9 protein-coding genes and 1 pseudogene are annotated in these 12042 nt (G+C 70.6%); 7 read left to right on the top strand and 3 right to left on the bottom strand.

What is annotated here, in order from left to right; translation table 11 throughout:
• The first annotated feature begins 198 nt into the window (after positions 1-198).
• The 6 genes and pseudogenes from ACIA5C_RS37270 to ACIA5C_RS37245 all read left to right on the top strand — a co-directional run bounded on the left by ACIA5C_RS37270 (position 199) and on the right by ACIA5C_RS37245 (position 6381).
• Entirely contained in the window at positions 199-1608 is a 1410-nt protein-coding gene (locus ACIA5C_RS37270; protein WP_396063635.1) for an NADP-dependent succinic semialdehyde dehydrogenase, read from the top strand.
• 58 nt (positions 1609-1666) lie between these two features.
• A complete protein-coding gene (locus tag ACIA5C_RS37265) occupies positions 1667-1879 on the top strand; it encodes a hypothetical protein (RefSeq protein ID WP_396063633.1) in 213 nt (70 codons plus the stop codon).
• Positions 1876-3078: a zinc-dependent alcohol dehydrogenase gene (locus ACIA5C_RS37260; RefSeq protein WP_396063631.1), complete on the top strand. Its 1203-nt coding sequence runs from the start codon at positions 1876-1878 to the stop codon at positions 3076-3078. The genes ACIA5C_RS37265 and ACIA5C_RS37260 overlap by 4 nt, the downstream gene beginning before the upstream one ends.
• A gap of 38 nt (positions 3079-3116) precedes the next feature.
• Positions 3117-4577 carry an aldehyde dehydrogenase family protein gene (locus ACIA5C_RS37255; RefSeq protein ID WP_396063629.1) on the top strand — a complete coding sequence of 487 codons (1461 nt, stop codon included), beginning with the start codon at positions 3117-3119 and terminating at the stop codon, positions 4575-4577.
• A 10-nt stretch (positions 4578-4587) separates the two neighbouring features.
• Positions 4588-5630, top strand: a pseudogene (locus ACIA5C_RS37250) (M20/M25/M40 family metallo-hydrolase); the annotation flags it as partial.
• Positions 5631-5967: 337 nt separating this feature from the next.
• Entirely contained in the window at positions 5968-6381 is a 414-nt protein-coding gene (locus tag ACIA5C_RS37245; protein WP_396063627.1) for an SgcJ/EcaC family oxidoreductase, read from the top strand.
• Between the two features lie 215 nt (positions 6382-6596).
• On the opposite strand, the gene ACIA5C_RS37240 is transcribed toward ACIA5C_RS37245, so the two are convergent.
• The gene (locus ACIA5C_RS37240) at positions 6597-7994 is read right to left on the bottom strand and encodes an MFS transporter (protein WP_396063625.1); all 1398 of its coding nucleotides are present in this window, start codon (positions 7992-7994) and stop codon (positions 6597-6599) included.
• A 92-nt stretch (positions 7995-8086) separates the two neighbouring features.
• Positions 8087-9304 carry a non-homologous end-joining DNA ligase gene (gene ligD / locus ACIA5C_RS37235; protein ID WP_396063623.1) on the bottom strand — a complete coding sequence of 406 codons (1218 nt, stop codon included), beginning with the start codon at positions 9302-9304 and terminating at the stop codon, positions 8087-8089.
• 432 nt (positions 9305-9736) lie between these two features.
• Here ligD and ACIA5C_RS37230 point away from each other — a divergent pair, with 432 nt between their 5' ends.
• Positions 9737-10546: an SDR family oxidoreductase gene (locus tag ACIA5C_RS37230; RefSeq protein WP_396063621.1), complete on the top strand. Its 810-nt coding sequence runs from the start codon at positions 9737-9739 to the stop codon at positions 10544-10546.
• 244 nt (positions 10547-10790) lie between these two features.
• Here ACIA5C_RS37230 and ACIA5C_RS37225 read toward each other — a convergent pair whose 3' ends face one another.
• Positions 10791-11987, bottom strand: a complete 1197-nt coding sequence (locus ACIA5C_RS37225; protein WP_396063619.1) for an MFS transporter — start codon at positions 11985-11987, stop codon at positions 10791-10793.
• Positions 11988-12042: the final 55 nt, after the last annotated feature.

Below are 12042 nucleotides of genomic sequence, written 5' to 3'. Positions count from 1 at the left end.
ATGTGCGACGCTCACCGTTTGCCGCGGTCACCGCCGGGTAGGCCGCTCCGGTGCTGCCGGCGTGCCGGGCGCTACAGGGCATAGGCGGCTCGGTCTATCTATGCGCTCGCGCTCGCGCTAGCCCGCGACGCCGTTCCGAAGCAGCTCACCAACCGAGTGGTCGCCGCGCACCGCGGCGGCCGCCAGAAGGAGGCGACGATGCCGATCGCGACGACGAACCCCGTCACGGGCGAGGTGCTCAAGACGTTCGAACCGCTGACCGACCAGCAGATCGACGAGGCGATCGGCCGGTCCGTGGCGGGTTTCCGCGCGCTGCGCGACACCTCGTTCGAACAGCGCGCCACCTGGATGCGAGCCGCGGCCGACCTGCTCGACGCCGAGCAGGACGAGGTGGGCGCCCTGATGACCCAGGAGATGGGCAAGACCTTCGCGGCCGCCAAGGCCGAGGTCACCAAGTGTGCGAACGGGTGCCGCTTCTACGCCGGACACGCCGAACAGTTCCTCGCCGACGAACCGGTCGAACCGTCCTCCGTCGGCGCCGCCCAGGCGTACGCCCGGTATCAGCCGCTCGGACCGGTCCTGGCGGTGATGCCGTGGAACTTCCCACTGTGGCAGGCGATGCGGTTCGCCGCACCCGCCCTGATGGCCGGCAACACCGGCCTGCTCAAGCACGCCTCGAACGTTCCGCAGACCGCCCTCTACCTGGGCGAGCTGTTCACGCGAGCCGGCTTCCCTCCGGGGGCGTTCCAGGCCCTGCTGGTCGGCTCCGACGCGGTCGAGACGATCCTGTCCGACCCACGGGTCCGCGCCGCGACGCTGACCGGCAGCGAGAACGCCGGCCGGTCGATCGCCGCGATCGCGGGCCGCGAGCTGAAGAAGACCGTGCTGGAGCTGGGCGGCAGCGACCCGTTCCTCGTCCTGCCCACCGCCGACCTCGACCGCGCGGCACAGGTCGCCACCACCTCCCGGTGTCAGAACAACGGCCAGTCCTGCATCGCCGCGAAACGCTTCATCGTGCACACCGACGTCTACGACCAATTCGTCGACACCTTCGTGACGCACATGTCGGCGCTCACCGTGGGCGACCCGATGATGGACACCACCGACGTCGGACCGCTGGCCACCCGGCAAGGCCGCGAGGACGTCGAGGCGCAGGTCGCCGATGCGGTCGGCAAAGGCGCCACCGTACGCTGCGGCGGAAAAGCTCCCGAGGGCGACGGCTGGTGGTACCCGCCGACCGTGATCACCGATGTCACCCGCGACATGCGCATGTTCACCGAGGAGGTCTTCGGCCCGGTCGCCGCCGTCTACCGTGCCGATTCGATGGACGAGGCGATCGAGCTGGCCAACGCCACGTCCTACGGGCTCGGTGCGAACGCCTGGACCGACGACCCGCAGGAGCAACGGCGGCTCGTCAACGAGCTCGACGCCGGCGCGGTCTTCATCAACGGGATGGTCACCTCCTATCCGCAGCTCCCGTTCGGCGGCGTCAAGAACTCCGGCTACGGACGGGAGCTGTCCGCCGCCGGGATCCGCGAATTCTGCAACCTCAAGTCGGTCTGGATCGGTGAGAGCGGCCGAGCCGACATCGACGCAGCCACCGAGTAGCGCGCGGAAAGTCCCGGCCTTTCGGCGTATCCGCCCGGTGCGCGGGTAGGCGGCAACGATGACACGACATGAAGCGCCGGCCGGAGACTCCGCGATCGCGGGCACACCCTCCGGCGAGACGCAGCGCAGCACCCGTACGGACGCGGCCGACCCGGCAGCGGCGGCCGAGCACCGCAAGCAGCGCGTCGGATCGGCCGGCGGTGGCCCCTACCCGACCGGAACCGACACATCGGACGGTCGCGAGTCCATCGAGCGAGGAGTTGACTCATGAAGGCAGTGGTGTGGCACGCGGTCGGTGACATCCGGCTCGAGGATGTGCCCGAACCGAAGATTCAGGCACCTACCGACGCGATCGTGAAGATCACCACCAGTGCGATGTGCGGCACCGACCTGCATCTCATCCGCGGCACCATGCCCGGCATGCGGGAAGGCACCATTATCGGGCACGAGGGCGTCGGTGAGGTTGTCGAAACCGGCACCGCGGTGCGCAACTTCTCACCCGGCGACCGGGTGGTGATCCCCTCCACCATCTCCTGCGGATATTGCTCCTACTGCCGCGCCGGCTACCAGGCACAATGCGACAACGCCAACCCCGGCGGCAAGCTCGCCGGCACCGCCTTCTTCGGCGGCCCGGAGGCCGCCGGCGGCTTCGACGGCCTGCAGGCCGAATACGCCCGCATCCCGTACGCGAACACCAGCCTCGTCCCGATCCCGCCCGGTGTATCCGACGCCCAGGCGATCATGGTGTCCGACATCTTCCCCACCGCCTGGTTCGGCGCCAAGCTGGCCCAGATTCGCAACGGTGACAGCGTCGCCGTCTTCGGCGCCGGGCCCGTCGGACAACTGGCGATCCTATCGGCCTATCTGCAGGGCGCCGGCCGAGTCATCGCCGTCGATCACAACGACGACCGGCTCGCACTCGCCCAGGCACAGCACGCCGAAATCGTCAACTTCGACACCGAGGAACCCGTCGCCGCCATCCAGGACCTCACCGGGGGCATCGGCGCCGACCGGGTCATCGACGCGGTCGGAGTGGACGCCGAGCGTCCTCTGACCGGGGTGCCGGCCGAGCAGGCCCAGCAATTCGACTCCGAGCAGCAGCAGGCCGCGCCCGAAGGCAATCCCGCCGGTAATCAATGGGTGCCGGGTGACGCGCCGAGCCAGGTGTCACGGTGGGCCGCCGAGGTGGTGGCCAAGGCGGGCTCGATTGGGATCATCGGCGTCTACCCGCAGACGATCAGCACCTATCCGATCGGGGTCGTGATGAACAAGAACCTGACCGTGCAGGCCGGCAACTGCAACCACCGCCATTACATGCCCGACCTGCTCCGCCTGGTCGCCGAGGGCGGTGTCGACCCGGCCCTGCTGCTCACCGAGCAGGAGCCGATGACCGATGTGATGGCCGCCTACCGCGAGTTCGACCAACGTCAACCGGGCTGGCTCAAAGTCGCCCTCAACCCGGCCGCCTGAGGACTGACTCACACCCGAGGGCCTGAGGAGGAACCGCCATGGGACTGCTCGACGACGAGGACATCTGGCGCGGCAGGATCTTCACCGGGGAATGGACGTCGACCGGCACGACCACGCAGGCCACCGAACCGGCCACCGGGAACGTCCTGGGCGAAATCGGCACCGCGACCGCCGAGGTCCTGTCCGGCTGCGCGGAACGGGCCGCCGACGCCGGACGCCGCTGGGCCGCGACGGCATTCCAGGATCGGGTCGCCGTGCTGCGCAGCGCGGCGGCGCTGTTCGAGAAGCACCGCGACGAAATCACCACCTGGCTGACCCGGGAAGCCGGCAAGGCGTCCCCCGCTGCGAAACTGGACTTCGACCTCGCCCTGACCGAACTCCAGGAAGCAACAGCCCTGCCCAGCCAGCCGTGGGGCACGCTGCTGCCCACCACTCAGCCGGGCCGGATCAGCATGGCGCGGCGCATCCCGTACGGCGTGGTGGCGGTCATCGCCCCGTGGAACTTCCCGCTCATCCTGGCGCTGCGTTCGGTCGCGCCCGCCTTGGCCACCGGCAACGCCGTGATCCTCAAGCCGGCCAGCGAGACCGCGATCTGCTGCGGCGTGGTCATCGCCCGGCTTTTCCAGGAGGCCGGGCTGCCACCCGGGGTGCTGCACATGCTGCCCGGTAAGGGAAGCGAACTCGGCAATGCGGTCGCCGAGGATCCGAACATCGACATGATCTCGTTCACCGGTTCCACTCCGGTGGGCCGGACCCTGTCCGAGGCGGCCGGCAGGCACTTCAAGAAAATGGTCTCCGAGCTCGGCGGAAACAACGCCTTCGTGGTGCTCGACGATGCCGACGTGGAGGCGGCCGCGGCCGCGGGGGCGTACGGCAGTTTCGCGCATCAGGGGCAGGTGTGCATGGCCATCGGCCGGCACCTGGTCGCCGAATCGATCGGGGCCACGTACGCCAACGCGATCGCCAAGATCGCCGACGGGCTGACCGTCGGTGACCCGCGCGGCGACGTCGACCTGGGCCCGATCATCAACCAGTCCCAGCTGGATCACATCACCGACATCGTCGGGCGCAGCGTCGACGCCGGCGCCCGGATCGTCACCGGCGGGACCGCGGACGGGCTGTACCTGCGCCCGACCGTGCTGGCCGAGGTCACCCCGGACATGCCGGCGTTCACCGAGGAGATCTTCGGGCCGGTCGCCGTCATCACCACCGTCCGCGACGACGATGAGGCCGTCCGGCTCGCCAACGGCACACCGTACGGTCTGGTCGCCGGCGTGCACTCCGGCTCGGTCGAGCACGCACGGGCCATCGGCGACCGGCTGCGCGCCGGGATGATCCACATCAACGACCAGACCGTCAACGACGAGACACCGGCCCCGTTCGGTGGCCTCGGCGACTCGGGCGGCAGCAGCCGCTTCGGCGCCCTGACCAACCTCGACGAGTTCACCGTCTGGCAATGGGTCACCGTCCGCGACGCCCAAAGCCACCCCAGCTTTTAGGAGGGCATCCGGCGACCTCGCGCCGTGGGACAGCGACCCGTTCGAGCCCGTCGAGCGCGACGGCCGACTCTACGGGCGGGGCGCCGCGGACGACAAGGCCGGCGTGATGGCCCACGTCGCGGCACTGCGTGCCCTGGGCGACGCCTGCCCGTCGGCGTCGTGGTCTTCGTCGAGGGCGAGGAGGAGTACGGCTCCGAATCTCTGGACCGACTCATCACCGACCACATGGCATGCCCGCGCTCCGACGTCATCGTCATTGCCGACTCCGACAACTTCGACATCGGCCGGCCGGCCCTGACGACGTCGCTGCGCGGACTGGTCAGCTGTTTCGTCGAAGTCCGCACGTCGCACAGCGCCGTGCACAGCGGCATGTTCGGCGGTCCGGTGCCGGATGCACTCACCGTGCTGGCCTGCCTGCTCAGCACCCTGCACGACGACGACGGCGGGGTCGCCGTCCGCGGCGGCACCACGACCGACTATCCGGAGGAACGCTTTCGGCGGGAGGCTGGGGTTCTCGACGGGATCCGGCTGATCGGCAACGGCCAGCTCACCGACCGGCTGTGGACCCGAGCCGCCATCGCGGTGCTCGGCATCGACGCGCCGCGCACAGGCGAAGCGCCCAACTCCGTCGTAGCCGGGGCCAAAGCCAAGATCAGCGTACGGCTGGCACCGGGCGACGACCCGTCGTCGGCGTACGCGGCCATCCGCGCCCATCTCGAGAAGCATGTGCCCTGGGGAGCGCGTCTGACGGTGACCCTGGAAAGCAGCGGCGCACCGTGCGTCATCAACACAACCGGGCCGGCTTACGACGCGGCGCGCGCCGCCTGGACCGCCGCCTGGGACGGAACCGCCCCGGTCGACATCGGCATCGGCGGCTCGATCCCCTGCGTCGCCACCTTCCAGAAGCTGTTCGGCGAGGCGGCGATCCTGGTCACCGGAATCGAAGACCCGTACTGCGCCGCGCACGGGCCGAACGAGAGCCTGCACCTCGCCGAATTCGCCCGGACCTGCCTCGCCGAGGCAATCCTGCTGCGCAACCTGGCCGAGCTGTAGACGCCCGCACGAACGCGGACTGCCGCCGCGCCTCGGGCCGCCTCGACTATCCGATCCTGACCGCCATGGTCGCCGCTACGCTGCTCGCCTGGCTCGTGCTTCGCCGCCACCACCGGGTTCAGCCGGGCCGAGGGGGCCCTGCTTCTGGGCGCCTATCTGGTCACTTTGCCGCTAGCGCGGTGACCGCACCGTCCAGCGGGTATGTCGGTCAGGCGCTTCGATCGGGTGCCTCCAGATCTCTTTGTCGCCGGCGCGATGAGTTTCGACCCCGCCGCCGGTATGTAGTGACGAGTTCACCGGAATACCCCGGGCGAGCCGATCAAAGGGGGAGAACCCGATGTCAGACAGCCGTTCCGAAGACGAGGCAGCTATCCAGGCCGTGCTGGTCGATTCGTACAAGGCGTGGGAGGCCGGCGATGCCGACGGCATGGTCGCCAACTACACCGCGGACGCGACCGCCATCATGGCCGGCTCGCTCCGCGACAGCCGTGAGGTGATCCGTCAGAACATGACCCTGGGCTTCGAGGGGCCGCTCAAGGGCAGCTCGACCTACAACAAGCAGCTCAGCATCCGCTTCGTCGGCCGGGATGGCGCGATCGTCATCAGCGAATCCGCCATCCTGTTCGCCGGCGAGACCGAGATTCCGGACGACCTCCGTAAGGTGAACGCGACCTGGGTCTTGGAGAAGCGGGACGGCCAGTGGCTGATCGCCGCCTATCACAACAGCCCGGTGGTGGCCCCTGGGCAATGAGCCGCCGCCGCGTCTGGAGGCTCGCGGCGTCGCACAACAGTTCAATTGTCCTGCCGAGCCGACGCCCGGCCTCCGCGGGTTCGCGGGGCTCAGTGGACTAGCGTCGACGGCGGTATCAGCACGTCACCGCCGCCGCCGTATCGAACGGCACCATTGGGTATTCCTCGTCGACCGGTTCGCCGTCAGCGACCCTGATCGAGATGGAGTTACCGCCCTTATGGCGTCGCGGCCCTGGTGCGGACCTGCAGGCTGAGCAGGGCCGTGCCGAGCAGCAGGGTCGCGGCGATGGCCAGGCTGGTCCGCATGCCGGGCAGGAACGTCGGCGAGCCGGCGATCAGCGAGCCGAAGACGGCGATCGCGACCGCTCCCCCGACCTGGCGGAAAGTGTTGAACACCGCGCTGGCCGTGCCGGCCTGACCGGGGTCGACGCCGTCGAGGACCACGCCGGTGACCGCCGGCATGGCCAGGGAGCCGCCGGCGCCGATCGGGATCAGGCACAGCGCGACGATAAGAACCGATCTCACGTGCACGGTGGCCAGCAGGGCGACCAGGCCGACCACCATCAGCGCCTGGCCGGCGACGACCGGCACCCGCGGCCCGAACCGGTTGGTGACCGGGCCGCTGGTGAGGTTGCCGGTGATGGCGAAGACGGCGGAGGGTATGTAGACCAGCCCGGCCCGCAGCGGGGACAGCCCGAGGTACTGCTGCAGGAACAGGCTGGTGGTGAAGACGTTGCCGTAGTTGCCGACCATGAAGGCGAAGCCGACCGACAAGGCGATCCGGAAACCCTTCGACCGGAAAAGTTTCAGCGGCATCATCGGATGCTCCCCGCGGGCCTGGACGATCAGGAACGCCACGATCGCGGCAGCGGCGACCGCCAGCGTGACGACGACCCCGGGCGAGGTGAAGCCGGCGTGGCCGCCCTCGATGAGGCCGTAGACGAGTCCGGCCAGGGCGACTATGGCGAGGATCTGCCCGGCCCAGTCGAACAGCGCCGGGCGGGTGGCCGAACGGGCGACGGTGTGCAGGAACAGCACCATGCCGACGCCGACCGGCAGGTTGATGGTGAACACCCACCGCCAGTCGAGGGTGGTGAGCAGGCCGCCCAGCGGCTGGCCGACCAGCGCGGCGACCGCGCCGCCGACGGCCCACACGCCCAGCGCCCGGGCCCGCCGCCGGGTGTCCGGGAAGCCTTCCCGGATCAGGGCCATCGAGGCCGGCAGCATGACCGCGGCCCCGGCACCTTGCAGGCAGCGGGCGGCGACGAGCACCCCGATGCCGGGCGCGGCCGCGCAGGCAGCCGAGGCCAGCGTGAACGTGGCGATGCCCAGCCCCAACGCCCTCTTCGCCCCGATCCGGTCGGCCAGATTGCCGGCGAACAACAGCAGTGACGCGAAAACCAGGGTGTACCCGTCGATCGTCCACTGCTGGCCCGAGGTGCCGCCGCCCAGTTCCCGGGTGATGTTCGGCAGCGCGACGTTGACGATCGAGATGTCGAGCGTGATCAGGAAGAACCCCAGCGACCCGATCGCCAGGACCGTACGGGCATGCGGAGCATCGGGTGCGGTTGCCGAGGTGTCCGCAGCCGGAACCGGCGAGCTGGTACTGGGCAAGGCCGACCTCCCACAGCTGGCACCCGATCCGCGGCGAGTGTCGCACGGCCGGGTGGGAGTCGCCGGCCGCCGGCGAGTATTCGACGATGCTGCTACGCCGCGCCGATTCGTCCGCTCTCGGTGACGCGTGCCGGTTCGACGAGGTCGGCGAGGTCGACATGCTGTTCGGCCAGGAGCCGCTGCACCGCATCGAGGTCGAGGCCCTCGATCAGGTTGTCGGCGTGCAACAGCCGGTAGGAACGGTGCCCGTCGCGGCCGACCACCTCGACCCGCCATCGCCCGTCGGAGGTTTCCAGCGCCCCTTCGACCTGCTCGGCCGAGGCCGCGACCGAGGATGCCGGCTGCCGCCGGGCTTCGCCCGGGCTACGGTCCGGCCGTAAGCCGCGCCAGGATGCGTGCCGGAGCCGCCCGTCGGGAGTCCAGTTGCGGAACGCTACCTCACCGACCAGCGCCGGCTCCACCCAGTGGGCGTGCCGGGCATGCTCCCGCGGCACGTCCCGCGCCGGTGAGGTGCCACGCCGCAGCGGTGTGAGCTGGTCCTGCAGCAGACGCAGCATGACACCGGTGAAACCGGTCCCGACATGACCGGCGAAGCGAAGCTGACCGTGCTGGTCAAGGACTCCCAGCAGCAGCGAGCCGATGGTGCTCGCCCGTCGCCCTTCGCCCGGCTTCCAACCGAGGATCACGACTTCCTGAGTACGGATCAGCGGCACTTTCGTCCACGAGTCGCCTGCGCGCCGGCCGGGGCGGTACGGCGCGGCGAGCCGCTTGGCGATCACGCCCTCGAGGCCGCCGACCTCGGCCGCGCGTAGTACGGCCTGACCGTCGGCGTTGACGAAGTTCGGTGGGGTTCGTACCGCGGTGTCGTCGAGGGCGAGCCCGGTGAGCAGCCGCCGGCGTTGCTCGTAGGGCACCTCCAGCAGTGCTGTCCCGTCGAGCCACAGCAGGTCGAACACGTAGTAGACGACTGGCACGGTGTTCAGCAGCATTTCCGAGGGTTCGGCGACGTGCATGCGGCCGGCGAGCCGGGCGAACGACGGCCGGTCACCCGGCTCCAGAGCGACGATCTCGCCGTCCAGGATCGCCCGGCGGCCCGGCAGCAGTTCGCCGAGCGCGGCCAGCTCCGGATAGCTGCCGGTGACGTCGTTGTTGTTGCGCGACAGCACTCGGACGGCGCCCCGGTCGACGTAGGTGACGGCGCGGACCCCGTCGTACTTGAACTCGAACGCCCAGCCACCGCCGGCCGGCAGCCGTCCGAGCGCGGCCAGCATCGGCGGTATCAGCTCGGGCATCGCTCGTTCCAACGTCACCCGATCCAGCTACCCGCCCGCCCGGACGTCAATGCCGCAGGTCAACGAACTACAGCAAGGTAATTAGGGCCGCCAGCGGACCGGCGGCCTCCTCGAGGACGTACGGCACCGGCGCGACCGACTCACCGCCGCCCCCGCCCTCATTGTTGGTCCTGGGCACCCGTCGCGGGACCGCCGAGGTCGCGGTCCTTCGTCGAGCGCATCATGCCGGTCCGACGTGGCGGGCCCGGTCGGAAAAAGTTCGGCCATCGGGGGTACGGGTGTCATCAAGGGGTACGCCCACAAGTGTCCGCGCCACGGCCCGCCCGAGCGAGGAGCGGGGGCAGTCACCCAGCGCCGCTCCGACCCGCGGGCGCCGGCGCGCGAGCCCGGCGGACAGGAGAACCCGGAGGAAGACTCCCTCCGGGACCGAGTAACGGGAGGACAACGAGGATGACCCAGCGATACACCGACTACGACCGGGTTGCCGTCGTCACCGGCTCGGACTCGGGGATCGGGGAGGCGATCGCGGTCGCACTCGCCGAGGCCGGGTTCGACGTCGGCGTGACCTACCGGTCGGACAAGGCAGGCGCGGAGAGTACGGCGGAGAAGGTACGCGCGGCGGGGCGGCGATGCGAGGTACGCGCGCTGGACCTGACCGGCCTGCCGCAGGCCGCCGAGGTCGTCGACGAGCTGGCCGACGCGCTGGGCGGTGTCGGCGTGCTGGTCAACTGCGCGGGCACCGGCACCTCGACGCCGGTGGTCGAGACCGACTACGCCCAGTGGCGCGAGGTGCTGTCGGTCGACCTGGACGGTCCGTTCCTGTGCGCCCAGCGCGCTGCCCGGCGGATGCTGGCCACCGGCCGTGGCGGCCGGATCATCAACATCACCAGCGTGCACGAGCACGCCCCCCGGGTCGGTTCCGGCGCGTACTGCGCGGCGAAAGGCGGCCTCGGGCTGCTCACCAAGGTGGTGGCCCAGGAGTTGGCCGGCGCCGGGATCACGGTCAACGCGGTCGCGCCGGGCGAGATCGCCACCGAGATGACCGGCAACGAGGACGTCGACCCGCACACCGTGCGGCGTCCGGGGATCCCGACCGGCCGGCCGGGCGACGCCAACGAGGTGGCGGCGGTGGTGGCCATGCTCGCCGGACCGGCCGCGGCCTACGTCACCGGCGCCTCCTACGTGGTGGATGGCGGCATGCTGCTGATGGGACCGCAGGCCGGCTCGCACCTGACCTCCGACGAGTGGCGGAACGGCTGAGGCCACGCAGCCCCGGCGGGATCCCGCCGCTTCGCCGCGAACGCGATCGGCGAGGTCCGCTCATCCAGCTCGCGCCCGTTCCCGGAACGGATGGGCACGGCAGATTCGTTGCGGACAGCGCCGGAAACCTCGTCGAGCCGGAGGCGGCCGGCCGCCTTGGCATCGGCTGGTATCTCACCACTGCCGCCCTCGTGGCAACGGCTGTGCTCGCGATCGGCCTCACACGCAGGACCCGTGCGCGCTCCTAGCCGGAACAGCGGGCCCCCGCGGTGGCCGGCGTGACGCGGGAGGCGATCGCGGCGGTGGCGGCGCCGGCGGCCAGGAAGAGTGTGCCGAGCGCGATCCAACCGGCGGTGCCGTGAGCGATCGCGGTTGCGGTGACGGTGGCCGGGGCGAGTGCGGTGCCGATCGCGAACCCGGTCTGGCTGATGCCCTGGTAAGCGCCCGCGTCGCGCGGGTCGGCCAGGTCGAAGGCGAGCTGCCAGCCGCCCGCCTCGGACAGGATCTCGCCGAAGCTGTGCGCGACCACGGCCGGCACGAGCACGCAGGCCGCGACAGCCGCGTTGCCGCAAGCGGCCGCCGCATAGAGCAGGCACGCCAGCAGCAGGAGTACGACCGCGCGGAAGACGGCCCTGCCCGCCGACGGTACGTCGGCGATCCGGCGGGTGAACCGGACCTGGCAAAGTGCCACCAGCGCCGTGTTGAGCACGAGCAGCAGGGCCACGGTTGCGGCCGGGGCGCGGGTGTGCCCGGTCACCCACAGTGGCAGGCCCACGGTGAGCACGCCGAACTGGATAGTGATGACGCCGTTGAGCGCGGCCACGGCCAGATAGCGGCGGTCGCGCAGGGGCGGCCGGCGCGCGGCCGGGTGCGGGGCGGTGGTGGCAGCGGCGGTCGGGAGCGTGCGCAACGCCAGGAGTGAACAGAGGACCAGCGCGGCGGCGGCGAGCATGGACGCCTCGTAGGCGATCTTGGTTCCGAGGGTGAGCGGCCCCGCGGCGGCGGCCGAGCCGACCGCCACGAAGACGTTGGTGGCGACGCGCAGCCGTGCGCGGGCGTTCGCCCGCTCCGCCCCTTGGAAGGCCTGGGCGAGCAGCGTCACCTGGGCGGTCCGCTGCGCGCCTTGCGCGCCGACGGCTACGCACGCCACCAGCAGGAAGGCGGTCACCCCACGGCAGATTCCGTACGCGGCGAGCGCCGCACCCTGCGCAAGCGTGGCGGCGAGCAGGATCCGCCGCGCGCCGAGCCGGTCGGCGAGGTAGCCGGCGGCGAACGATGCGACCATTCCGGCGACGCCCGCGACGGTGAGGCCGGCTCCGACGACGGCCGGGCGCAGGCCGACCACGTGGGTGAAGTAGAGCGAGCTGACGCTGAACATCAGCCCCTTGGCGATCGAGCCGGTCGTGGTCGAGACGATCAGTGCCTTTTCGACGGGATGCACCCGCTCAGTGCACCGGCGCCCTGCCCGGCGACGCGACCGATGTAGCGTATTGCTT

The organism is Actinoplanes sp. NPDC051343 (genome assembly GCF_044455125.1).
Lineage (GTDB): Bacteria > Actinomycetota > Actinomycetes > Mycobacteriales > Micromonosporaceae > Actinoplanes.
The sequence above is the reverse complement of the archived record's forward strand: the minus strand, read 5'-3'. Positions and strand labels throughout refer to the sequence as shown.